This window comes from Roseofilum sp. SBFL, from assembly GCF_017746885.1.
Taxonomy (GTDB): domain Bacteria; phylum Cyanobacteriota; class Cyanobacteriia; order Cyanobacteriales; family Desertifilaceae; genus Roseofilum.
Map to the genome: position 1 here is coordinate 44,859 of NZ_JAGHZH010000186.1, position 22,640 is coordinate 67,498.

23 protein-coding genes are annotated in these 22,640 nt (G+C 44.2%); 9 read left to right on the forward strand and 14 right to left on the reverse strand.

The features are described 5' to 3' along the window. Nucleotides 1-96 precede the first annotated feature (96 nt). Both J7545_RS20895 and J7545_RS20900 read right to left on the reverse strand, forming a co-directional pair. Complete coding sequence (locus J7545_RS20895; RefSeq protein ID WP_318700629.1) at nt 97-999, reverse strand: M23 family metallopeptidase; 903 nt, start codon at nt 997-999, stop codon at nt 97-99. Between the two features lie 116 nt (nt 1,000-1,115). Continuing rightward, entirely contained in the window at nt 1,116-2,834 is a 1,719-nt protein-coding gene (locus J7545_RS20900) for an ABC-F family ATP-binding cassette domain-containing protein (protein ID WP_318700630.1), read from the reverse strand. Between the two features lie 332 nt (nt 2,835-3,166). Between J7545_RS20900 and J7545_RS20905 the strand changes: the two genes are divergently transcribed. The 3 genes from J7545_RS20905 (at nt 3,167) to J7545_RS20915 (ending at nt 6,332) form a co-directional block, all read left to right on the forward strand. Further along, nucleotides 3,167-3,466 (forward strand): hypothetical protein, encoded by a 300-nt coding sequence (locus tag J7545_RS20905; protein WP_318700631.1) that lies wholly within the window; start codon nt 3,167-3,169, stop codon nt 3,464-3,466. A 103-nt stretch (nt 3,467-3,569) separates the two neighbouring features. After that, a complete protein-coding gene (locus tag J7545_RS20910; protein WP_318700632.1) occupies nt 3,570-4,898 on the forward strand; it encodes an SGNH/GDSL hydrolase family protein in 1,329 nt (442 codons plus the stop codon). Continuing rightward, nucleotides 4,899-6,332, forward strand: coding sequence for a hypothetical protein (locus J7545_RS20915; protein WP_318700633.1), 1,434 nt, complete (start codon nt 4,899-4,901; stop codon nt 6,330-6,332). A 131-nt stretch (nt 6,333-6,463) separates the two neighbouring features. Here J7545_RS20915 and sfsA read toward each other — a convergent pair whose 3' ends face one another. After that, nucleotides 6,464-7,186, reverse strand: coding sequence for a DNA/RNA nuclease SfsA (gene sfsA, locus J7545_RS20920; protein ID WP_318700634.1), 723 nt, complete (start codon nt 7,184-7,186; stop codon nt 6,464-6,466). A 9-nt stretch (nt 7,187-7,195) separates the two neighbouring features. Further along, complete coding sequence (locus tag J7545_RS20925; RefSeq protein ID WP_318700635.1) at nt 7,196-8,065, reverse strand: transporter substrate-binding domain-containing protein; 870 nt, start codon at nt 8,063-8,065, stop codon at nt 7,196-7,198. A 276-nt stretch (nt 8,066-8,341) separates the two neighbouring features. On the opposite strand from J7545_RS20925, the gene J7545_RS20930 reads away from it, so the two are divergent. Beyond that, nucleotides 8,342-8,779, forward strand: coding sequence for a hypothetical protein (locus tag J7545_RS20930; RefSeq protein WP_318700636.1), 438 nt, complete (start codon nt 8,342-8,344; stop codon nt 8,777-8,779). A gap of 7 nt (nt 8,780-8,786) precedes the next feature. On the opposite strand, the gene hrcA is transcribed toward J7545_RS20930, so the two are convergent. Continuing rightward, on the reverse strand, nt 8,787-9,887 hold the full coding sequence (hrcA, locus tag J7545_RS20935) for a heat-inducible transcriptional repressor HrcA (protein WP_318700637.1): 1,101 nt from the start codon (nt 9,885-9,887) through the stop codon (nt 8,787-8,789). A 300-nt stretch (nt 9,888-10,187) separates the two neighbouring features. Between hrcA and J7545_RS20940 the strand changes: the two genes are divergently transcribed. Further along, nucleotides 10,188-10,811 (forward strand): hypothetical protein, encoded by a 624-nt coding sequence (locus J7545_RS20940; RefSeq protein ID WP_318700638.1) that lies wholly within the window; start codon nt 10,188-10,190, stop codon nt 10,809-10,811. A 7-nt stretch (nt 10,812-10,818) separates the two neighbouring features. Here J7545_RS20940 and J7545_RS20945 read toward each other — a convergent pair whose 3' ends face one another. The 8 genes from J7545_RS20945 to J7545_RS20980 form a co-directional block, all read right to left on the reverse strand. After that, nucleotides 10,819-11,835 (reverse strand): NAD(P)-dependent oxidoreductase, encoded by a 1,017-nt coding sequence (locus J7545_RS20945; RefSeq protein WP_318720094.1) that lies wholly within the window; start codon nt 11,833-11,835, stop codon nt 10,819-10,821. A 234-nt stretch (nt 11,836-12,069) separates the two neighbouring features. Next, the gene (locus J7545_RS20950; RefSeq protein WP_318700640.1) at nt 12,070-14,289 is read right to left on the reverse strand and encodes a PhoX family protein; all 2,220 of its coding nucleotides are present in this window, start codon (nt 14,287-14,289) and stop codon (nt 12,070-12,072) included. A gap of 272 nt (nt 14,290-14,561) precedes the next feature. Then, nucleotides 14,562-14,876: a hypothetical protein gene (locus J7545_RS20955; protein ID WP_318700641.1), complete on the reverse strand. Its 315-nt coding sequence runs from the start codon at nt 14,874-14,876 to the stop codon at nt 14,562-14,564. Nucleotides 14,877-14,976: 100 nt separating this feature from the next. Continuing rightward, on the reverse strand, nt 14,977-15,720 hold the full coding sequence (locus J7545_RS20960; protein ID WP_318700642.1) for a GDSL-type esterase/lipase family protein: 744 nt from the start codon (nt 15,718-15,720) through the stop codon (nt 14,977-14,979). Nucleotides 15,721-15,782: 62 nt separating this feature from the next. Continuing rightward, nucleotides 15,783-16,463, reverse strand: a complete 681-nt coding sequence (locus J7545_RS20965; protein ID WP_318700643.1) for a hypothetical protein — start codon at nt 16,461-16,463, stop codon at nt 15,783-15,785. Nucleotides 16,464-16,525: 62 nt separating this feature from the next. Then, nucleotides 16,526-16,972 carry a ferredoxin gene (locus tag J7545_RS20970; RefSeq protein WP_318700644.1) on the reverse strand — a complete coding sequence of 149 codons (447 nt, stop codon included), beginning with the start codon at nt 16,970-16,972 and terminating at the stop codon, nt 16,526-16,528. Beyond that, nucleotides 16,972-17,358: a DUF1257 domain-containing protein gene (locus tag J7545_RS20975; protein WP_271943336.1), complete on the reverse strand. Its 387-nt coding sequence runs from the start codon at nt 17,356-17,358 to the stop codon at nt 16,972-16,974. The genes J7545_RS20970 and J7545_RS20975 overlap by 1 nt, the downstream gene beginning before the upstream one ends. 46 nt (nt 17,359-17,404) lie before the next feature. Then, nucleotides 17,405-17,614, reverse strand: coding sequence for a DUF2997 domain-containing protein (locus J7545_RS20980; RefSeq protein ID WP_271943338.1), 210 nt, complete (start codon nt 17,612-17,614; stop codon nt 17,405-17,407). Between the two features lie 315 nt (nt 17,615-17,929). Here J7545_RS20980 and bioU point away from each other — a divergent pair, with 315 nt between their 5' ends. Continuing rightward, nucleotides 17,930-18,931: a (S)-8-amino-7-oxononanoate synthase BioU gene (gene bioU, locus J7545_RS20985; RefSeq protein WP_318700645.1), complete on the forward strand. Its 1,002-nt coding sequence runs from the start codon at nt 17,930-17,932 to the stop codon at nt 18,929-18,931. Nucleotides 18,932-19,013: 82 nt separating this feature from the next. Here bioU and J7545_RS20990 read toward each other — a convergent pair whose 3' ends face one another. Then, a complete protein-coding gene (locus tag J7545_RS20990; RefSeq protein WP_318700646.1) occupies nt 19,014-19,700 on the reverse strand; it encodes a Uma2 family endonuclease in 687 nt (228 codons plus the stop codon). Nucleotides 19,701-19,904: 204 nt separating this feature from the next. Here J7545_RS20990 and J7545_RS20995 point away from each other — a divergent pair, with 204 nt between their 5' ends. The 3 genes from J7545_RS20995 (at nt 19,905) to J7545_RS21005 (ending at nt 22,633) form a co-directional block, all read left to right on the forward strand. Continuing rightward, a complete protein-coding gene (locus tag J7545_RS20995; RefSeq protein WP_413038615.1) occupies nt 19,905-20,207 on the forward strand; it encodes a DUF4345 domain-containing protein in 303 nt (100 codons plus the stop codon). A gap of 244 nt (nt 20,208-20,451) precedes the next feature. Next, nucleotides 20,452-21,369, forward strand: coding sequence for a DNA adenine methylase (locus J7545_RS21000; RefSeq protein WP_318700647.1), 918 nt, complete (start codon nt 20,452-20,454; stop codon nt 21,367-21,369). Next, the gene (locus tag J7545_RS21005; RefSeq protein WP_318700648.1) at nt 21,344-22,633 is read left to right on the forward strand and encodes a type II restriction enzyme; all 1,290 of its coding nucleotides are present in this window, start codon (nt 21,344-21,346) and stop codon (nt 22,631-22,633) included. Before J7545_RS21000 ends, J7545_RS21005 begins: the two co-directional genes overlap by 26 nt. Nucleotides 22,634-22,640 lie beyond the last annotated feature (7 nt).

The window sequence follows — 22,640 nt, forward strand, 5'->3', positions numbered from 1 at the left end:
GAGATTTTGTTGCTTCTTGAATAAACTGGTTTATTGTATCGCGAGTTGCTGCCGATCAAGCTTGCCCTATCTGTTTTCCATGACGTTCAAAATTTATCAATAACGCAAATTTCTTCCCAATTCCTGGATATATAACCCTGGATCTTCAGCCACCCAACCTACAGCCGATTTATAGCGCATTTCAAAATGGAGATGGGGAATGGAAAACTGGGGATTTCCAGTCGTTCCCACAGTTCCCAGTACGTCTCCTTGGCGAATGTTTTGACCGGGGGAAACTTGAATCGTTTGTAGATGAGCGTAACGGGTTTGTCGTCCTCCAGGATGGTTAATGACGACGAGTTGACCATAGGAAGCGCGATCGCCTGCATAAGCAACGATACCATCTCCGACTGCCGAAACGGGAGTACCAATGGGGGCGCGGATATCTACACCACTACTAAATTCTCGTCTTGAGGTTTGTGAATTTAAATACCAACCATATCCTTTGAGCAAGGGCGCAACAGCCGGAAGGGGATAGGCCGAGAGCTGAGTGCGCATTTCCCTAGAAGGACGACCGGGAGACCAATTGACTCCTGGGACAAACACCATTTCTGGGTTCTGTTGACATCCATTTACCTCAAATAGGGCATCAGCAGGAACTCGGTATGCTTCGGCTACATCGCGCCAAGTTTTACCGACTGGAATCCGCACTAAGACCCCATCATAAGGAGGAATCACAATTTGAGTGCCAACGGGGGCTTGTCCGTTGCGTAAGGAACGATTGAGACCCATTAAAGTTGAGGGCATTAATTGATGATTTGCGGCAATTTGGCTTAAGCTTTCTCCCGGAGCAATCGTGTGATAAATAAAGCGATCTATGGCAGGTTCTTGGGGACAAAATTGTTCTGGATTCGGTCGTAAGGGAATAAAAGATGGCTCATCTGTAAGGGTTTGGGCAAGACTGGTGGGAATCCATAGAAAGGGTAATATTAAAGACAGACCATAAATGCAGATCCCCATAAATCCCCCTTGAGAAGGGAGACTTTTTTTACTCCCCCCCCTTTCTAAGGGGGGCTGGGGGGGATCTTTTTGCAGTGAAAACTTCTGGATCAAGTACCACATAATTAAGAAGAGAATTAATTCGCTTTCGCTTTCTTTTTAGCCTTTTGTTTCGCTTTTTGTTTTTCCCGTTTTTCGGCTGCTTTTTCTGCTTTCGCTTTAGCAATTTCTGCTAACTTCACCTTTTCTTTTTCTTCTACGATTTTATCTAGATAATAATGGTAGTTCCCCAGATAGACGTGAAATTCACCGTCGCGAATTTCCACAATTTTATTGGCCACTTTGGAGATAAAATAACGGTCGTGGGATACAATAATAGCGGTGCCGTCATAATGTTGGAGTGCTTCCTCTAACATTTCCTTAGCCGGAATATCTAAATGGTTAGTCGGTTCATCTAAAATCAATAAATTCGCCGGCTGTAATAACATTTTGGCTAGGGCTAACCGGGCTTTTTCTCCCCCACTCAGGGCTTCCACCTGTTTATAGACGGTATCCCCACTAAATAAGAATCCCCCTAAAAGGGTACGTACTTCCTCATTTTTCCAATCGGGGACTTCATCATGAATGGTATCCATGACCGTTTTATCTAAATCTAAGGCTTCCGCTTGATTTTGTTCAAAATAACCTGGAATCACGTTATGTTTCCCTAGGCTGACGCTGCCTTCTATGGGTTGTTCCCAGCCCATCATTAATCTCAGGAGGGTGGATTTTCCGCAACCATTGGGTCCGAGAATGGCGATGCGATCGCCCCGTTCAATCCCCAGAGATGCCCCCAGGAAGAGGATTTTATCATCATACAAGTAGGTTAAATCCTTGATATTGACCACGTCGCGGCCACTGCGGGGAGAGGGAGGGAAGCGGAAATGGAGCGTTTTTAGGTCGCTGATGGGGGCTTCGATGCGTTCTATTTTGTTGAGCTGTTTCTCGCGACTTTTGGCTTGGGTACTGCGGGTGGCACTGGCACGAAATCGTTCAATATAGGCTTGTTGTTTATCTAATTCCTTTTGCTGATTTTCGTAAGCACTCTGTTGGGCGGCTTTTTGCTCGGCTTTTTGTTCTATATAGGCGGAATAATTGCCTAAATAGGTCGTAGACACTCCGCGCTCGGTTTCGATAATTTGCGTACAGAGGCGGTCTAGAAATTCCCGGTCATGGGAGACAATCACCATGGGAATTGTTGAGCTTTTGAGATAGGTTTCTAACCATTCAATGGTTTCTAAATCTAAATGGTTTGTTGGTTCATCGAGCAACAGCATATCGGGAGATTGCAGCAAAATTTTACCCAATTGAATCCGCATTTGCCAGCCTCCAGAAAAGGCGCTGACGAGGCGATCGCCATCATCAGCCTCAAATCCCATCTCTGGTAACATCTTCTCAATTTGTGAGTCTAACCCATATCCATCCAGCGCTTCAAAGTGCCGTTGTTGCTTATCGAGTTTATGGATAAGAATCTCTAGCTCCTCTGGAGTCGCCGTTTGCATCTGATGCTGAATCTCGGCGATCGCATGATGGACTGCATTAGCCTCATGAAATACCGTCCAAAACTCTTCTCGTACCGTATCCCCAGGATTAACATCAAATTCCTGGGTTAAATAGGCAATCTGCAAATTGGCGGGCCGGATCACCTCCCCAGAAGTCGGCTCAATTTCCCCGGCAATAATCTTGAGCTGCGTCGATTTTCCGGCACCATTGACCCCCACCAAACCCACGCGATCGCCAGGTTTCACTTCCCAATTGATATCATTGAGCACTTGGCCAGTCGAATAGATTTTGCTGATATGCTCTAATCGCAGCATCGAAACCTCCAAGGGCAGGGTAATAGTCAGGATTCAGGGGAATGAGTTAATGGACTTCTGGTTTGACCTCAAAATTGCAGGAAATAACCAAGATCCATCACTAGGGGTTTATAATTCTTAACCATTATATCCGCTTCAGTCCCCTGCTGAAGGCCATCTCTTAAATCCAGTTTATTTAGGGAAAAACCCAGTTGTCCCTTGATTTCCAAGATAAGTGTGTGGTTGAACACCCAACCCGTGTAAACTGATCTAACTGAAACGGGAATTAAGGGTCTCAAGCTTTTAGGCCGTTCTATCATCATCCGTTCTGACTATTATCTTCAACTCTAGCTATGGCGACATCCTCTAACTCAACTTCCTCCACCGTGTCAAGCGAATCGAGCAACCCCTTATGCACTACCACTCAAATTGCTCTATATCTTAAGGACTCTCCCCAAAGTCAGGCGTTATCTACATTCGTTGAAGTCAGTCGCATTCCCATGATGGGCGAATTTATTGAAATTGGAGGCAGGCTCTATCGCGTCTTTCTCGTTTGCCATCAACCTGACTCCCAAGAGGTTACTGCATCCGTAGGAGCAGTCAAAACCCCTTGGGAAGGTTGCCAAAGTTTAATTGAAACCCAAAATATATAGTGCCTGATGCTGGTAATGGGTAATCCGTAAACTGCTACAATCAGAGCTTCTAGAACTCTCAACGCTCAAACTCTCAATGAAGACAAACGGGTTAAAAACATGGATGAGTAATCTAGGGTTAGCAGCCGGAAGCTTACTCTTTGCCCTATTAATGGCTGAAGTGGGACTACGCATTGCCAATATTCCCCCTCAAGCAAAACCGGAACCCCAACCCCAAGCATCAAGCTCTCCAGAACCAACTCCCTCTCCTGTCGAACCCTCTCCCACTCCAGCGCCTTCACCTGCTCCAGCACAGGAGAATGTTTTGCCTTCCCAGAGAAATGCGCCCCCTAAACCTGCACCGGGAAGCCCGCAACCGAACTTTTTCCAAACGGATCAAGATTTGGGATGGACACATCAACCTGGGGTATCAGGATGGTGGACAGCGGAAGGAGAAGCTTATATTGAGATTAGCTCTGCTGGATTGCGCGATCGCGAACATCCGATCGAAAAACCCCCGAATACCTTCCGCATTGCCCTCTTGGGTGATTCCTTTTCCGAAGCGCTACAAGTCCCATTAGAACAAACCTATTGGTGGTTCATGCAACACGCCCTGGAAAATTGCCCAGCTTTCCAGGGAAAAACGGTAGATGTGATGAATTTTGGCGTAACCAACTATGGAACGGGACAACAGTTATTGCGTTTGCGTCGGGATGTGTGGCAGTACAACCCAGATATGATCCTTTTAGCTGTGTTTACAGGCAATGATGTCCCAGATAATTACAAACCCTTAGATGCTCGCAATCGTCCCTATTTTGTCTATAATAATCAGGGAGAGTTAGAGCCAGATATGTCGTTCCGTAATCCGGATAAAACTCTGCCTCCCTATAATTTATCTAGGGTAGATAGATTACCAGATTGGTTGGTGGATCGTTCTCGGATTTTGCAGTTGGTGCGTAAGGTAGAAAAGGATATGAAAAACCGAGAATTGGAAGCGCTGCGCCAGTATACTTATAATTATTTGTATCGGGAACCAGAAGATGAAACCTGGGAAAATGCTTGGCGAGTGACAGAGGATGTGATGGCGTTAATGTATCAGGAGGTGAAAGAGAAGAGTGCAGAATTTATGGTGGTGACGTTAAGTAATGAGGCGCAAGTTAACCCCGATCCAGCCTTTCGCGATGGGTTTGTAGCCAGTAATGGGATTACGGATTTATTTTATCCAGATAATCGGATTAAGACATTAGGCGATCGCCTGAATTTTCCAGTGGTGACTTTAGCGCCAACGCTACAAACCTACGCCGAAGAGAATCAGGTGTGCTTACATGGATTTGCCAATGCGGTAGAATGTGGGGGACATTGGAACGATCGCGGTCATGCGATCGCCGCTCAAGTGTTAACTCCCCAAGTGTGTCAATACCTCAGTGCAACCCTCGGAAAACAGGAAAACTGAATGCTCGGCGATCGCACCACTGCTTTTAATGATAACTGGGGCTATTTAAAAACCGAGTTTAACTGGCTCGATCGCGTTCTCCGTTTGGCAGTTGCTAAACGACAACGGGAAAGAAAAGCCATCGATCGGGTGTCCAAAACTCCAGGCGATCGCGCCAGTAGTGATTGGTGGAAAGGACTCGTTATTCTAGACGGAACAGTGGGACGAGATGAGATTGAGAAACTAGAGGTTTTTGCCCAGAAATCGGAGAGTTTAAACTATCAGCAACAATTAGAAGAAAAAATTCAGGCTAGTCAAGAGCAAGGAATTTTATTAGGGTTGCCGATGCTCTGCGATCGCGCTGCTTTAAGCCTATTTGAAAAACACCTGGTGTTAGCCAGTTTAGCACCAGAGGTTAATCATCGCTATTCCCGTCTCTATCAGTATTTGCAAGAGGATCAGCACAGTGGTTTACCCACAGTCGATCTGATTTTACGCTTATTTTGTCGAGGGGATAATCAATGGAGAGAGGCAAGAAGTTTGCTGACTTCTACCTCAATTTTAACTCAATTGGGTTTAGTACAATTTTTGCCTCTTGACTCAGAAATTTTTCTCAATCATAGGGTGAAGCTTACTCCAAAGTTAATTAACTATCTGTTAGCCGATCGCCCAGATGAGTCGAGTTTAGAGGATTTATTACACTCCACAAGAGAAGCACTGAAGATTAAATCCTATACTCCGAAAAAATCTTGGTCAGAGTTGATTGTGGCTTTGGATTTGCAGGAGACTCTTAAGTATATGGCTTACCGATATCGAGATCGTCAGGGGACAGAGATCGAGGGAATTCATCCAGGGCAAATTATGGTTTTCTCTGGAATTTCTGGAACCGGTAAAACGACAGCAACAGAAGCGATCGCTACTGAGGTTAACCAGAATATTACTGAAGTCGATCTTCAGCTTTTGCCCGATCCAATAACTGGATTATCCGATCTTAAGGTACTCAAGGCTCCCATTTTGCTGATTAAATCGGCTCATTTGTGGTTAAAAAGATGTAATCAAACACCAGTCTATCGATTTTTGCGCGATCGCCAGCAACACCAAAGCCTCACCATTTTAACCCTCGATCCTGCCTATCAAGGGTCTGTGGTGCTGCAAAAATGGCTCAGAGAAGGGATTGTGGAGCAGATTTTAGTGTTTCCTCTTCCTGAAGTAGGCGATCGCCTCAAGCTCTGGAAACAAGCCTTTCCTGCCCCTATTCGCGTCAGTCCATCCTTAGACTGGGAAGACGTAGCGCAGCGTTGGAAACTCACAGGGGGACAAATTCTGGCGATCGCCCATAAAGCCAGGATTTTCGCTACTCTTGAATCCCCAGAAACTTCCATCACCCAAGAACATTTACAACGCGCTGTTTCAATGCTCCCCCTCGTTCAAAACAAGAAATATCGATATCCATAGATCGTGACTATTCCAGATCGACTTCAAGCGCCAGATATGCAGAATATAAATTTAGCATCAGAATCCCTAATGAGAATTTAGTGTAAAAATTGGTTTTTCCTTCTACCCATTACCTAGATTGACGATTGACATCATTGATGAATACAGAGTTCGGCTAAACCTAGATACTCTATCCCCTCTGGAGTGACAGAAAAGCGACAGGGAAGAATTTCGACTCCTTTGGCGATCGCCTGACGTAACAGTTCCCCATAGACGCGATCGGCACACTCTCCAGGGGAAAACTGCTCGCAGTCCGCGCGATTAATGAAATAGAGCATCACCGCTCTTGCTTTTGGAGGAAGTTCCATTAACTCCCGTAAATGTTTTTGACCGCGATCGGTTACCGTATCAGGAAACAAGGCTACCTCATTTTTAGCCCAAGTGGTATTTTTCACTTCTACATAAATCGGCGGATCTCCAGTCAATAGAAAATCCACGCGACTGCGCCGATCTTTCCCATAAACGACCTCAGGTTTCAGGGTTTCATAGTCTTTTAATTGGGGAAAAATGCGCTGCTCTAGAGCTAATTTAATGACTCGATTGGGTAAACTGGTATTCACCCCTACCCAAATCGGTTCAGGAGTTTGCAGTTGAATCATTTCCCAAGTGTAAGCCAACTTACGCTTGGGATTGTCATGATAGGAAACTTGTACCGGAGCGCCAATTTCACAAACATCAGTCATAGGCCCTGTATTGGGACAATGGGCCGTAATTAACTCCCCAGATTCCAACTCAATATCAGCTAAAAACCGTTTATAGCGACGTTTGAGGATACCTGGAAATAGGAGAGGATAGTGATATAAAAAAGATGACATTGCCTGGAATTAACTACACTTATCCATTGCGGCGATCGTTACATCGATATAAGGAGATTCTACCCCGACTAAATCTGTCAAGATACGGGTAACAATATTAATCGCTTCTCCTTTAGCAATAAAGAGATTAACTGTTTCTATCCATTGCCGATCGTGGGAGGGCAAAATCATACCATAGGAAATACAAGTTAGCGGTTCATTGGGTAAAAGACTGTATTGAGAAGAAGTTAATCCTTGTCTTTCAGCTTCTCCAACTAAGAGAATACCATCACTGGCAAAGGCATCAATGGTTCCTCTCATAGCATCTCGAATCGCTTGTTGTCTGCCTTGATTTCCTGTATAAGATATTGGATCGGCTAGTTGATAGCGGCTTTCAATAAATTTGCGTGTCAGAGTATTATCTAAAACTCCAATGTCTAATCCTTCCAAAAATCCGGAAGGTTTGAATAAAATCCGAGTTTGAGGACGCATTAAAAAATAGGTTCCCGTAACGAAGAATTTGGTTGAAAATTCGGTTCCTTGGGGTGGAGTGGTGCTGATAGTATTCGGGCCACATTCTAGATGAACTCGTCCATCTCTGACACTGCGATATCGACCATTGGGGGAAGCTTCATTGAGGGTTGATTCAAGGGTTTGTAATTCAATAGATCGGTTGAATTGCTGTTCTAATTCCTCAGTAAAAGACTCCATCATCTCGATGCAAAGTCCTTCCCATTCTCCCGATTCTACATAGCCGAAAGGAACTGCATCTTTGCGAATGCCGACTTTTAAGGTTCCGGTGTTTTGAATTTCTTGCAGAATTTCTTGCGCTGGACTGGCTCCAGCAGTTGTTAACAGGATACCCAAGCTGGCGGCGATCGCGGTTATTTTTTTGAACATTACCGTTATATATTTTCGCAATAAGCTGACGAGTAAGAATATCCCCAAATCCTCTTTTTGTCAATTGCGCGACAATACTTGAGTAGAGAGGAGAGTCAACCGTACCCATGATGGAGAGTTTACCGCCTTAGCCGATCGCCAATCGCTCGCTAGAATGAACTCGTAATTATCATCATCGGGCAAAAGACTCACAACTCCATTACAATCGGGGTGAATCTGGTTGCCTATTCCCTATTCCCTAGTACGTAGCGATCGTCTATATGAGGTTATCTAATCATGAACGAAACTGATACACCGAAAGAATCTACCGTAGTAGAAGTGGAAGTTAGCCCCGAAACCAAAGCCATGGTGGAAGAAGATGAGGGTCTCAAAAATGCTACAGAAACCGTTAAAAATGAGACCATGGCGCTGATTGAAGCTATTAAAACCAGGGCCCAGTCAGAACTTCATAAAGCTGGAAATTATACCTTGGAAACCTATCTCAGTTCAGTCAAGAAAGCCAAAACTAGCCTAGAAGAAGAACACCTATTTGACCCCGATCGGATTGAAAATTCCCTCAAACTCCTACAAAAAGATGCAGAGAAAAATTGGGAAAATATTGTCCAACAAGCCCAAGAATTTGGCGATCGCCTCTCCGAAGCCGCTAAGGCAGCTTGGGAAATTTTAACGGCTCCCCGCAGTCAAAGCGACGCTGAATCCAAAGATCCTAAATAACATACTCCTAGCTCAGAGCATCTGAGAGATAACCTGCCGTGGCTTCCACCACGGCGATCGCATTTTCATACATCATCCGCGTTGGTCCCAAAACCCCCACACTCCCGACAGGAAGGGAACCACGAAAATAGGAAGAAGTCACTAGAGCGCAACTTTGCATCGGTTCCAAAGGATTTTCTGAGCCGATCCAAACCTGCACCCGACTACCTTTTTTTTCCTGATCGGGAACTTGAACAATGAGTGGCAATAATTGAGTGGGTTCTTCTTCGAGCAAATGAATTAAAGCTTGTACCTGATGCAGTTGGGAAAACTCCGGTTGTCGCAATAATTCTGCAACCCCACTCATCCAAATATCCGTATAAACAGAGGTCGCATGGTGCTGTTGAAACTGGTTCAAAACCTGGGTAAGCTGTTCTCCATAGCGTTCAAATTCACTATCTAATTCCGTCCAATCTAGATGCTCCAACTCCGTCAGTAACCATCCTTTCAAATTATGGTTAAGAAAATTGGAGAGAACTTGCAATTCCCTGGCTACTTGTTCTAGGGTTTGGCTTCCTTCTTCTTCTGTCTTGGGTAAGTCAATAAAAGTAGAATGGGTTTGGTACGTATCGGTAACCAAAATTAGCATAGCGCGATAATGCGACCCATCACTGGCGCGATCGCTATCCACCGCCACTAATTGCAAATGATGCAACCGAGCATTCTGCGCTTGGGGCATAGTAATCAGAGTAATATAACCGCTTAAACTCGATAAAATTTGGGCGGCTGATTTAAAGAGGGCTTCTAAACTCCATTGCCAATTGAGCTTTTCTTGTAGCAAGCTTTCCACCTGTTTCCCCGTCTTCATATTCGGGGTCATCAAATGGTCTACATACCAGCGATAGCCCGAATCAGAAGGCACTCGCCCGGCTGAAGTATGGGGTTGATAGAGTAGTCCCGATTTATCTAAATAACTTAAACAAGAGCGAATGGTAGCCGTGCTTACAGAAAAATTATATTCTTCAACCAAAACTTTTGAACCTACGGGTTCGGCTGTGGCAACATAATGATTGACTGTTGCTTGTAAGACGCGTTTATGGCGATCGCTCAGTTTAAATTCTAAGTGCATTTGAGTGTATATCAGAAATATTATGGAATCGATAACCGATGTGTGCTGAAAATAACCAGGACGCTCATCGGTGGGAATTTTGATCTATAAGTCATAAGATAGCAAGAATTTGTCCATCCATCTTCTAGGATAGGAATTAGGAGAATAGGGGGATAGCATAACCCTCTTCTGTCACTCTCCAGTTTCTCCTAGCATTAGAAATTTCTGGAGCCAAGGTATAATGGATGATATGGAGTTTTGCGATCGCTTGCTATACTTCCATCCAGGACAGTCCATGAGACAAGCTGCCAGAGTAAAGCAATGGTGAAACCCTCAATTCTTGACCCTGCCGCTAGTTACAGCTTTAGCCAGTATAGTACCCTACCCTTTGATACCGCCGATATTCTAGCTGAATTCGGGGTTGCTGTTGAGTCTACTTCTCTCCAACTCCCAGAGCAGCAACCCCTAGACCCCACCCCACTGACTGATGAATTGGCAGAAAATTTGGCGTTAGTCGATCCTACCTCAGAAATTGCTCGTCGAGAATCACTCATTTTCCCAGTGCTGAAAACCGTCTGCAAGTTTATCCAGTCACCCCTCAAGATTGAGTATTCGATCCGAGTCAGCGACCAACTCAAGGGAAATGTGGATTACTTCATTCCCACCCCTCAAAATCTCGTGATTATTGAAGCGAAAAATGCCGATCTTGGAAAAGGATTTACCCAACTTGCAGTAGAACTCATTGCCCTAGACCAGTGGATTGATGCCCCTGTAGACTATCTCTACGGAGCAGTTACAACAGGAGATACCTGGAAATTTGGTCTGTTTCATCGCCAGCAAAAGTTGATTCAAAAAGACATCAATACCTACGGTGTCCCCAATGACTTGGCTAAAGTTCTCGCCATCCTGTTTGGTATTACGCTCCAAACACCCAGTACAAATTGACTGCGATTTATGTCCTGTTAGTCGTATTCATTTCCTTTGGTGAAGCATAAAGAGGATCGTGGTGATAGGGCAAAGGAGCGCCCGAGGCTAAAGCATCAAGAATGACCGAGAAATCGACCCTCGGACGAAACCCCAGTTGTTTTTCTAATTTGGAAGCGTCATAAACGCGATCGATATGTGCTGGAAGAGTCCAACCCCTTTCGTCATATAATTTTTTCGCATTTGGAAAATAGTGTGCGATCGCACTGAGTGCATCTGAGATCAGTAATGGGGTATCCTCTCGACTAAATGGAGTCGGTGCAGACAGTATAAATGTTTCACATCCCTTTCCTTTTATCCGTTCGAGTGCCACAACATGAGCCGCCGCCGCATCCTCGACGGTCAACCTCCGATTCAGAAACTCGTTAGCCTTTAAATTTAGGCCACTTGGGAACCTCAGCGTGTCGTCTTCTTCCGGGAAGAAGCGCCCAGTACGCAGGATAGCAATATCAAGTCCATGATTGACGGCAAACAGTTGGCAGATCTGTTCGGCAGAAAACTTAGTGACACCGTAGATGTTGCGGGGTCGGATCGGCCCAAATTCTTCATCGAGCCAAAATGCTTGTTTTGCTCCACCTTTTATACCGGCTCGCACCTCAGATGAAATCATTAATGACGTAGTTGAGGTAAACACAAAGCGGTCATGTCCAGCCCTTACCGCTGCTTCAAGGAGATTTAGCGTACCCGATATGTTGACATCAACAAAGGCTTGTTTAGAGTAGCGAGCAATGTCAGGCTTGTGAAGCGCGGCACTGTGAATCACTGCTCCGATGTCATAATTAGAGAAAACCTGGTCAATTAATGAGCGATCGACAACACTACCGATGATCGTCGTGTAGTCGCCCTGAGCAATATCGAGTCCAACGACTTGGTAGCCTGCTTCGCCTAAGCGTGGAGCTAAAAAACGCCCCAGCCAGCCCGACGAGCCGGTTAGCAAGATAGTTTCGCAGGGACTTTGCTGATTGAGAGAGTCGTTTGGCATCATCAATACTCCATTTTAATCTGATGATTTTATAGCGCTGGGCTATAGTATTGACAAATATTGGAAAATGGCATGGATAGCTTGTTCGATGTCAAAGTTATAGCCAGAGGTAATCCCATTCTCCGACCCCATTCCCCATTCCCTAGCGCGCAGCGCTATACGATCGCCAAAAATCTCCCCCCAGCACTGAACCAGAGGGAGATGAACAAGACAATCAAGGATAAGAGCTAACTGGATTTAGACAAGGGGTTGATTATCGATCCGGCGTATTACGATTACAGAAGGTTTGGGAGGATCGTTCGGCCCTTTACCCGGCCAGTTAGACCCCAGAGGCACTACGCGCTTTTGCATGAACTCTTGGCCGTCAGTCGTCATCATAGAAAATTCACGGGTTTCGGATGCCATGTTTTTCCGCATTCCATAGCGTTCTCCAGGGTGTTGAATCGCCAGAAATAGGGTTCTGCGATCCTCCGTGAAGAAGGGGCCACAGGATTCGGTTTCCATGGGAGACAGGGCAAAGGGATAGGCTTCTCCTGCATGTTCGCCAGAGAGGGGCATATACCACATGGAGTTATTGCCGAAAATCCCCCGTAAATTGGATTGACTGATGAAGTTGCGTTGTTCATCGACCCGTCCACGAGGTACAGCTTTATTGTGTCTGGAGGTAGACATATCGGTAACCATCCAGAGATTGCCCATGGAATCAAAGTCCAGGTTATCGGGGTTAGAAAAGCCCATTCCGCCTTCGGTTGCTTCTCCACCCATGGCGAGATTGTCCCACCGGAAGGTCATGGCAGCGGGATCGTTGCTGGTTTCTTCGAGACGCACGATCCAGCCGTGTTCGTGGCTTTCCCCTTTACTGTTGGAGAAAACGGCTTTATGGGCCCCACCATCTCCACCGGGACTGCCGGAGGTGAAGGCGATGAAGAGTGCCCCATCTCCGGGACGGATCATGGTATCTTCGGGGCGAGCGGTACAGGTGGCTCCGGCAGCGTTGGCAGCAAAGTGAGCATCAATGAGGATGGCTCCTTGCACTTCTTCTGGGGTGTTGCCGTGGTAGAGGTCGCCCAGAGTCCGGAATTTTTGCTTGAAGACGGCGATCGCCCCATCCTGTTCGATTTTTTCAAATCCGCCTTGGGTGCGATCGCGCTTCGGCAGGGGAATCATCCCTCCATGATACTCGCTCGGTAGGTCAGGATTGACGGGAGTATCGGCTTTTAGGGGAATCCAAGACCCCGTTCCATCGCCATTAAATTTAGCTGCATAGAGCATTCCATCACTGAGCAGGCGCGAGTTGGATTTATCTTGGGGATTACGCACCCGTCCTGTACTGACAAACTTGTAAATATGACCGCCCCGGCGATCGCATCCTGAATAAACCACTAACGGCTTGCCCGCTTCGGCTCGAATACCTACCGCTTCATGGCGGAAGCGTCCTAGCCAAGTATGCTTAGTTCCATAATCATTACCATTGGCTGGATCGACTTCCACCATCCAACCATACTTATTACCGGCTAACCCAAAGGGGTTACCTTGACCCTCAAATTCATCTCGTTGAACGGGTTTTACCTTGGGATGCAAAGAGGTGCCATCAGCATAAACCCCTTCGGGGACAAAATTCTGGAAATTTTCTTCCGCGCTGAAGACCGTACCCCAAGGACTGGTTCCCCCGGCACAGTTGTTAAATGTACCGATAATTTTATCGTTCAGGGTATCAATATAACCCATGCCATTGGTCTTGCGGAAAATGGACACGGCGGGGCCAGTGGCTTGCAGATAGTTTCCATCCTCTAAGCCAGAGATGCCGGTAATCCGGCGGTCTTGGGGGGAATAGGTTCTCACCCATTGGCCATTCCGCTCCCGACGCAGAGAAATCACGCCAATGCCTTGATCGATCAAAGTTTCCTTAAAGAAATCATAGAATTCAGCTTTCAAAGCGCGATCGCTTAACTCAAAGGCATTGATTCCCTCACTTCCGGCTTTTTCTAGTGCAGGCAGCACTTTTGAGGGCAGAGATTTACCCATCACCATCGGATAGGTTTGCTCCCAGGTGGGAACACTGACGTATTCAAAGTTAATGGTTAAAAACCCTGTGTCTGGCCCGGTGGGGACAAAGGAGAGATAATCATTGTTATATCCAAACCGAGAATTGCCTAGTTTGTCTCCCCAAGCTCCTATTACATCATAAGTGTAGCCTTCGGGTAGCACCACATCATCAAGGACTTCATAGGTACGGTACAAAGATTTTTGTTGCTCTGGCGGTAGCCCTTGATAGGATAGGGGACAAGGGTATTTGACTGGATCGAACTTTAAGCCTAAAGCTTTAGATGAGGAGGCTGCGGTAGCTGAACTTCCAGTTATAGAAGCAGATCCGCCCTGTTGTCCCAAAGAACCACAGGCAACAGTTGTTGCAGTTGCTCCTAGGAATAATAAAAATTGTCTGCGTTGGAATGTCATCGTTAACGAGTTGAGTTGAGCGCTCAGTTTTTGACATTATGACTGTATCGATATTAGGTTAAGCTTTCGTTATTTCTAAGGAAATAACTCATTAATTTCAGTTGAGATTGAGCGATCGCTTGTGGCTAACGTTAGGGTACTTCACGCTAGGCAATAGGCAATAGGCAATCATAAAGGAGAATGAAAATTCCCAGCCTAAACCTTAGACAATTGACTGAGAGCCAATTGTCTGAGCTAAATTCTTCATTCACTAGCTATCGTCTGGAAGCTCTCTAACGCAATTGCTCTAAATCAGCCATAAATGCATCGAAGGCTTCTTGAGTTTTGCCTAAATAATTACCATCAGCCTCTAACTGATCTTTTAACTGTTGGGCAATTCCAATTAATCCTGCATCTTCTGACATATAAGCCCCTTTCATCTCAATCTCGCGCCAATATTCTTCTATCACACGAGTTCTCATTGTTTCATAGGTCTCAATTAGGGAAGCCTTGACTTTCTTTTGTTCGGCACTCAGATTTTCATATTCCAATTGACTAATTAATTCTGCTAATTCCGAAAGATGGCGGCGTACATTTTCCAAGCTCATAACAATGTCCCTTAATAAGATCGGAGAGTTTTGAGAGGTATCTTACCAGGTTCTTTGGAAGACCTCTGATACGTTACAAAGGTTAACACTATTTGCTCTCTTATCGCTCAATGATGAGATTCTCCAGATTAGGGGGAATCTTAGTGGCTTTAAGTAAGGGTTGTAGACCATCAAAGACGCGATCGCCAATAATCTCATGTCCATCAGCATTAGGATGTATGATATCATCTTGCCGGTATCGCTCATCCCTAAGTAAGCCCTTGAGGATCTGAGGAATCAAATAGGCTTGTGTCTCCTGGGCTAATTCCTCAAACATGCGATCGTAATTATCCCCCACTATGCCTACATTGATGCCTAAAATCACGGCGATCGCCCCCTGAGCTTGAATCTGGGTTATGATTTGGCGTAAATTCTCCTCCGTCTCTGTTTCGGGGATGCGTTGTAGATAATCATTCCCTGACAACTCCACCATGACTAACCAGGGATTTTCATCCAATACATCGGTTTGCAGACGCGCTAACCCCATGGCTGTTGTATCGCCTGCAACGCCTTGATTGAGAATCGCCACATTCAACCGACGACTTAAAACACTGGGAAAGGCTTGCTCTGGGTTTACTCCATAGCCAGAGGCAATGCTATCGCCTAAAACAATAATCTGTTCTCCTTGTCCGAGTTGCAAATTTTTGACCTGGTTTACTGAGGAACTGCAACCGATGACGAGTCCCCAGGTAGTAAATAACAGGACAAGAAAAACGAGCGATCGCTGAACTGTACGTTTTGCCAAGGGAAGTGGAATTAAACTGAGGATAAACGAAATCATGATGACAGGGAATCGATTAATCATCCCTATTTTAGCGATTTCCTGGAAGTTTAGCCTTTTGGCGATCGGCAACGAATGGGACTTTTTTAACCGCTATTTTTATTACATTGAGCTATCTTCTGAGTCAATGGATTAATAATGAATTTATAGATGTCATAAAGACTCGATAATTCCTTGAGAGGAAATCGTTGCACTTGCCACGCTCCATTCAACTCACAGCCTAGAGAATTCGGATAAAAACGCCCAGAAATCCATCCATCTTCTTCTTTTTCTGTCGTCGTCTCAATGCGTATAAATTTCCAAACCATTTCTGCCATATCATACAGTCGCGTTTCGGGATTATTCGGTTGAGGCTCGACGATAGCAATCCAACATTCAGGTTCCTCTACATCCGCCACATTGGGATCGTCACACCCCACCCAAATCCAGACAAAAGCCATATAAGGAATTTCTTGGGCGAAGTAATCATCAATGCAACGATCGCCGATTAAACGATCTGCATCAACATAAAAACGCCCTAACCAAAAGGGGAGACCTGTATCATAGGGTTGCTGACGACTCGATAAGGTATAATGATCTAATAACATATACTCGTCATCACAAACGGCAAATAGTTTATCTACAGAAAGAGGTAAAAGTTTTTTGCCATTGTTTCCTGATGAAAATCTTTTATCTAACAGTTGAAATAGGCTGCCGACTTGCTGATGATAAGCGAGCAAGACTTTGTAGCTTTGGGTCACTTGCTCTACGATTTCTTGACTCATCATAATTGGATTAGAAAAATTCACCGATAATAAAAGGCTGTAGAGTTACAGCCTTTTGAGTTCATTTATTCCGGGTTTTGGTGTATTTGACGTTGGGTTGATGACATCAAAGCTCGATTAATCGGAAAACCAGGAACAGGCATGACCTGATATTTTCGTTGGGCTTCGAGTTGTTTGAGTTCGGTATAATCAACCCAGTGGATGCAGTCTACGGGACAGGTTTCGATCGCCTCTTGAATCAGCTCTTCTGGGTCTCCATCTTGCTGGATTACTCGCGATCGCCCATACTTGTCTTCAATATAAAACGTATTTCGGGCTACATGGGCGCAATGTTTACACCCAATACAGGTTACCTCATCCACATAAACCCCTTTCTGGCGCAGGATTCCCCCCAATTCGGGTTCAAATCCTGTCCGGTCTGGTTCATCCCGCCACACACCACCTAATTCAGGTTCTAGTCCACTGCGTTCTAAATCCCGATCGTCAGTTGAAAGGGGATAAAAATCATCCATTATGCACTCCAACGTTGCAGCACTAAGCGAATTGAACCATCTTCATTTTTCTGCTGTTCTGCTACTTCAAACCCTTGTTTTGCAGTCTCTTGCACCACTGTATGATAGGCATAGCGCTGGGTGATTTTATTAATAAATCCTTGTACGGAAAGATTCTGCTGCCAGAATTGCATATCCGAAACTAATTGATAGGATTGGCCATTCCAACTAAAGCCAATATCGTAACCATTCTCTTGTTCGATTACTACTTCAGCGTCGTGAGTTTGTCCTTGATATCCGCGAACGGGACTCGGGCCAGATTTCCAATCAATCTCTAACTCACTTAAAGCAGTTTTCAGAGCCTCTAAATTGCGAATTTGAGTTTTAATTTGACTAAAGTGTGACATGGCAGGTTGTTTGGTGTAAAAATACAAAATACAGTTGACACAATCGTTACCATTGGCTGAACGTAGCCTGATTCGTGGTAACGTCCTGTTCCTGTTGCACTTGGGCAAAATACTCAGCCGTTGGTTCGACTTTGAGGACATGACCGAGTTGAGCTTCAATGGCTGCGGTCACTTCTGCACAGGACGATCCAACAATGCCAGTAACGGTTTCTTTTACCCGACCATCCGGGTAAATGATGAACTCTAGGGTTTCCATGTGAGTTTGTCCCTGATAAACCAAGCCGATGGTTCTTGCTTAAAGGCATGAACCGGACTTTTAGTTGCATCATAACGACGCAAATCGTAACAAAAATTATGACACACTTGAAGTGTGTTCTCAATTATTGGTCAGTGTGACGCAAGTTTCTCAAATCGTCAAGAATCCTAGGATATAAGGATTTGAGGGTTCACCGTCGAAGATATAAATCGTTATCATTTGTAATTATTTCTCATAAGGGCTATGGGCGAAGGAATCACGCACAATGGTTGATAATGGAGGATTAGTCTGGTTCAAAAAATTGGTGTAACGACAATGAACAACCAAAATATTGGGGTGATGCATGTTGGTGTTTTGGGCTTTGGTGGTTTGGGACAAGCTGCGGCTAAGGTTTTGGCTCCCAAAGGGGAAATGCGGTTAACGGCGGTGGCTGACCATAAGGGCTATGCTTATCATCCAGAAGGGTTAGATGGGGATGCTTGCGCTCAAGTGTATGGCGATCGCCATTCTGTGGGATATTTAGAGCCATGGGGAATCCTGAGCGAGAATAGCATTGCTGATTTGATCCAACAGGCTTCTGTGGTAGAGGGTTATTTTCTAGCGCTTCCCAATCTCCCCAACACTTTCATGGCAGATGTGGCTCGGCAGTTTATTGCCTCCGGTTGGCAAGGGGTGCTGGTGGATGCCCTCAAACGTACCAGTGCCGTAGAACAACTGCTAGAGTTACAAGATGAGTTGCAACAAGCTGGCATTACCTACATGACTGGATGTGGTGCAACTCCTGGTTTGCTTACTGCTGCTGCTGCCCTAGCTGCCCAAAGTTATGCTGAAATTCATTCGTGTAAAATTACCTTTGGGGTGGGTATTGCCAATTGGGAAGCTTATCGGGCGACTATTCGCGAAGATATTGCCCATATGCCCGGTTATGATGTGGAGAAAGCACGAGCGATGAGTGATGCCGAAGTCGAGGCACTCTTGGATAACACCAACGGTATTCTGGCTTTAGAAAACATGGAACATGCCGATGATATTATGCTGGAATTAGCTGGAATCTGCGATCGCTCCTGCGTATCCGTCGGTGGTATTGTCGATACCCGTAACCCCAAAAAACCCCTCAGTACTAACGTCCAAATCACTGGACGCACCTTTGAAGGCAAAATTTCCACCCATACCTTCACCTTAGGCGATGAAACCAGCATGGCGGCCAATGTTTGCGGGCCAGCTTTTGGCTATCTCAAAGCCGGAATTTCCTTCCATCGTCGCGGTATCCACGGACTCTTCACTGCGGCTGAAGTCATGCCCCAATTTGTCCGCTAGATGAGGATTTGCCTTTAGTGATGGCGATCGAGTAGAGTGTCTATAACCCTACTCGATTTTTCTCGATTAATTCCCATTGATATCATTCAGGTTTGCCAAGATCCAGAGATTTAATCTGCTCAGAAAACCAATTGGCAACGGTTATATTACTGGCTTCTTGTAAACGGACAAGGGTTTGTTCTAGAAGAGAGATGGGTAAACCCGATAAACCTTGGGAATCATCGCACTCTTTATATTGGTTATCGTCTTGTAGCTTGAAGGCAAAAACTCGCTGTCCTTTGACATCAATCACCCAATATTCAGGGATACCTAAAGAAGCATACAAGTGTTTTTTCTCATCTAAATCGCTTGATAAGGTGGTATCAGAAATTTCACCAACTAGATCGGGGACTCGCCAGCGATCTAAATCAATATAGCGTTTTTCTCTAGGATTCCAGGTGGGATAGTTGTCTCCAATATAGAGAACTAGATCGGGGGCAGCAGAACTTTGGTTCGTTTTTTCCAGTAAACAGCCACCGAAAGAGCTAAGGTTTTGATTTTGCTTTTGACTAAACCAGAATGCAAAAAGCATGGTGAATAAATCCCCAATGCTAGAGTGATTAATTCCTTCTGAACCCATTTCGACTAAGAGTTGATGTTGGTAGTAGTATAACTTTATTTTTTCGGGACAGTTGCGATCGCGCCAAGCCTCGTAATTTTCCCAACTAGAGGGTTGCCACAGTTGCAAGGGAAGTTCATTAGTGGGAGGATTACAGATGAGTGAAGTCATAGGATTCATGGTACTTGGGTTATGCCTGTAATTGTATGTCATGTTAGCGGATGGCTGACTTACCATACAAAATCAGCAAAGTTTTACCTGACTGCTTCTTGGGCGATCTCACAAATTGGAGCAAGGTTATGCAATCATCCAAAGTGTTACAAGTTGTGTTGTGTTTAGCTGGAGGGGTTGCGATCGCCTGCCGAGTTGTATGCCATGAATCAAATTGATCTTGGTGGCAGCGTTAACTTTCTCAGTGAAATTCGTGCCCCTGCGAGAGCTTTGTTCAGCAGTGGTATCCTCATGCTCATGGGTGCTTTTATCTCCCAGCTTACCTTTACATCAACTATCTTAGCTACCTTAGTTTATTTGTCTTATGGTCTTTCCAGATTGCTCGGTATGACAATTGACGGTATCCCAGTGGCTTCCTTAGTATGGTCAGATGGCATTGAAATTGTTCTTGGATTAGTGTGTCTATTTTGTCTGTGGTTCTACAGAACTCAATCCGATGCCAATTGACCGATACTGAGTGCGAATCCGAAAGCCTAAAAGACTCATCTATTAATAGGAACGTTAAAATAGGAATTGAAAATACTGGTACAGTAATATTATATTGAACCAGTAAATCGTCAATCACAAGATCGATGAACATCCCAGAGTAAAAACAATTAAGTCTACTAAAAAAACATATTTTTTCCCTGACATTGTAAGACCTTTTTGTATTATAATAGAGTTCTAGATGAAAACTTTTGCGTAAACAGAGATGGAACGACGGGCTGTAGAAAAACCATTAGATCCTCAAAGAAGAAAGGGGGACAAATACAACCTCTTAGTTCAGCCATTCTTGAAATGGGCAGGTGGGAAGAGACAACTCATGCCAGTCATCAAAAAGTATATTCCACAAAAGTACACTCAATACTATGAGCCGTTTGTTGGTGCAGGTGCAGTTTTGTTCTCACTTCAACCGGAAAAAACTGTAATTAATGATACCAACAAAGAACTCATGAATTGTTACAATGTAATTAAAGAACATCCTGATGAGTTGCTGGATCTTTGCCAGGAACATGAGAGAAATAACTCAAAAGATTATTACTATACATTACGCAGTCAAGATAGACATTCTACTTTCAAAAAATTATCGTCAGTCAAGCGAGCAGCACGACTCATATATTTAAATAAAACTTGTTTTAATGGATTGTTTCGTGTTAATAGCAAAGGTCAATTTAATGTCCCCTATGGAAACCCTATCAATCCGGTTATAGCAGATCGGAGTATTATCAAGGCAGTTAGTAACTTTCTAAATCAAAGATCGGTTAGAATCTGTGAAGGTGATTTTGAGGATTCAGTTTCAACCGCAAGGCAAGGAGACTTTGTTTATTTTGACCCCCCATACCATCCAATTTCTGACACATCATCCTTCACTGGGTATAGTGTTGATGGTTTTGGACAGAGGGAGCAGGAGAGAGTTAAGCAAGTATGCGATCGGTTATCAGACCTAGGTTGTAATGTATTAGTTAGCAATTCTAATGCTCCATTAATTCGTGAGTTATACAGCGATTCTCGATATGAAATCGTTGAAGTTAATGCTTTGCGGGCAATCAATGCAGTCAGCTCGAAAAGAGGAAAGATTCAAGAATTATTAATTTATAACAAATATGAGTGCAAAACCATCGACAAATGATAGTGCTTGGCAAGCACTATTTGAAAAACAGAAGATACTGGAAGAAATTGAAATAGATGGTTGTTTTTATATCTCATCTAAAATAATAAACCAGCAGCGAGAATCACGTCTGATGACAAAGTTCGATCATCAGGTTGAGCGTCCAAAACTTTTTCGAGATAATAACCTCTCTATACAACCTGTTTCTAGAGGTGGTTATGTTATTGGTCATTTTTCTAGCTACTTTTCACTTCCTGAAGATAGAACGTTGCCAGAAATTCAATATTTTGAGTTTCCATCACATATTGAAACTATTGTGCCTCAGCAGATCAGTTCTGAGTCATCGGCTATTCTCTGTGCATATTTGTCAGGGATGCTAACCGATATTTTGGAAGAAGAAACACTTTTTACCGTATTTGGTCGAATGTCTACAGGACAATTTGATTACGAAATTCATAATTCCAGGACTAGCCAAGGTCAAAACCTTAAAGTTAACAATGCTCAATGCGAAATAGATGGTGGATTTGAAGGAACCAGTAAGTTCGCAATAATTGAAGCCAAGTGTCAATCTGTAGATGATTTTATTATTCGACAGCTTTATTATCCTTATAGATTGTGGCAATCCAAAACGGGTAAAGAAGTAGTTCCTATTTTACTGTTATATTCTAACAATATTTTTACATTCTATGTTTTTGAATTCTGTGATTTATATCAATATAATTCGATTCATCTGAATTCGATTCATAGGTACTGTATTGGACAGTATGAGATTGATCTGTCAGAGATAAAACAGGTATTGAGTAAGATAGAATGCTTTGAAGATGAGAATATCGCGCCCTTTCCCCAAGCTGATAGATTTGTAAGGGTTATTGATTTGTTAGATAAGCTTTATATCCATGAAGATCCACTCACCAAGGATGAAATCACAACAGAGTATGCATTTAATGTGAGGCAAACAGACTACTATATATCAGCAGGTATTTATCTAGGACTCTTTAAGAGAGTCCTAGGAAGTTCGGGGTATATATTGACTGATAAGGGTAAAACAATTGTGAAGCTTGATCCTAAGACAAAGAATCTCGAATTAGTCAAAGCTATCTTATCTCACAAAGTCTTTAATATGGTTCTCAGCGAGTATTTGGCCAACTCAGAAAAACCGGATCGAGAAGAAATTGTTAAGATTATGAGTAACAATCTTGACAACCTTCGTCAAGCCACGATAGAAAGACGCGCACAAACCGTTGAGAAGTGGATAGACTGGATACTTCAACTTACATCTACTTAAGGTTCTC

What these genes read in the sequence shown, in the direction of transcription:
- hrcA (WP_318700637.1), bottom strand. Translation starts at nt 9,887, where the DNA reads ATGCACTTAGAATTTAAACTGAGCGATCGCCATAAACGCGTCTTACAA.
- J7545_RS20895 (WP_318700629.1), bottom strand. Translation starts at nt 999, where the DNA reads ATGGGGATCTGCATTTATGGTCTGTCTTTAATATTACCCTTTCTATGG.
- J7545_RS20905 (WP_318700631.1), top strand. Translation starts at nt 3,167, where the DNA reads ATGGCGACATCCTCTAACTCAACTTCCTCCACCGTGTCAAGCGAATCG.
- J7545_RS20960 (WP_318700642.1), bottom strand. Translation starts at nt 15,720, where the DNA reads ATGATTAATCGATTCCCTGTCATCATGATTTCGTTTATCCTCAGTTTA.
- J7545_RS20995 (WP_413038615.1), top strand. Translation starts at nt 19,905, where the DNA reads ATGAATCAAATTGATCTTGGTGGCAGCGTTAACTTTCTCAGTGAAATT.
- J7545_RS20925 (WP_318700635.1), bottom strand. Translation starts at nt 8,065, where the DNA reads ATGTTCAAAAAAATAACCGCGATCGCCGCCAGCTTGGGTATCCTGTTA.
- J7545_RS20975 (WP_271943336.1), bottom strand. Translation starts at nt 17,358, where the DNA reads ATGTCACACTTTAGTCAAATTAAAACTCAAATTCGCAATTTAGAGGCT.
- J7545_RS20970 (WP_318700644.1), bottom strand. Translation starts at nt 16,972, where the DNA reads ATGGATGATTTTTATCCCCTTTCAACTGACGATCGGGATTTAGAACGC.
- J7545_RS20990 (WP_318700646.1), bottom strand. Translation starts at nt 19,700, where the DNA reads ATGACTTCACTCATCTGTAATCCTCCCACTAATGAACTTCCCTTGCAA.
- J7545_RS20930 (WP_318700636.1), top strand. Translation starts at nt 8,342, where the DNA reads ATGAACGAAACTGATACACCGAAAGAATCTACCGTAGTAGAAGTGGAA.
- J7545_RS20965 (WP_318700643.1), bottom strand. Translation starts at nt 16,463, where the DNA reads ATGATGAGTCAAGAAATCGTAGAGCAAGTGACCCAAAGCTACAAAGTC.
- J7545_RS20945 (WP_318720094.1), bottom strand. Translation starts at nt 11,835, where the DNA reads ATGATGCCAAACGACTCTCTCAATCAGCAAAGTCCCTGCGAAACTATC.
- J7545_RS20915 (WP_318700633.1), top strand. Translation starts at nt 4,899, where the DNA reads ATGCTCGGCGATCGCACCACTGCTTTTAATGATAACTGGGGCTATTTA.
- J7545_RS20940 (WP_318700638.1), top strand. Translation starts at nt 10,188, where the DNA reads ATGGTGAAACCCTCAATTCTTGACCCTGCCGCTAGTTACAGCTTTAGC.
- J7545_RS20980 (WP_271943338.1), bottom strand. Translation starts at nt 17,614, where the DNA reads ATGGAAACCCTAGAGTTCATCATTTACCCGGATGGTCGGGTAAAAGAA.
- bioU (WP_318700645.1), top strand. Translation starts at nt 17,930, where the DNA reads ATGAACAACCAAAATATTGGGGTGATGCATGTTGGTGTTTTGGGCTTT.
- J7545_RS20955 (WP_318700641.1), bottom strand. Translation starts at nt 14,876, where the DNA reads ATGAGCTTGGAAAATGTACGCCGCCATCTTTCGGAATTAGCAGAATTA.
- sfsA (WP_318700634.1), bottom strand. Translation starts at nt 7,186, where the DNA reads ATGTCATCTTTTTTATATCACTATCCTCTCCTATTTCCAGGTATCCTC.
- J7545_RS20900 (WP_318700630.1), bottom strand. Translation starts at nt 2,834, where the DNA reads ATGCTGCGATTAGAGCATATCAGCAAAATCTATTCGACTGGCCAAGTG.
- J7545_RS20910 (WP_318700632.1), top strand. Translation starts at nt 3,570, where the DNA reads ATGAGTAATCTAGGGTTAGCAGCCGGAAGCTTACTCTTTGCCCTATTA.
- J7545_RS20950 (WP_318700640.1), bottom strand. Translation starts at nt 14,289, where the DNA reads ATGACATTCCAACGCAGACAATTTTTATTATTCCTAGGAGCAACTGCA.
- J7545_RS21005 (WP_318700648.1), top strand. Translation starts at nt 21,344, where the DNA reads ATGAGTGCAAAACCATCGACAAATGATAGTGCTTGGCAAGCACTATTT.
- J7545_RS21000 (WP_318700647.1), top strand. Translation starts at nt 20,452, where the DNA reads ATGGAACGACGGGCTGTAGAAAAACCATTAGATCCTCAAAGAAGAAAG.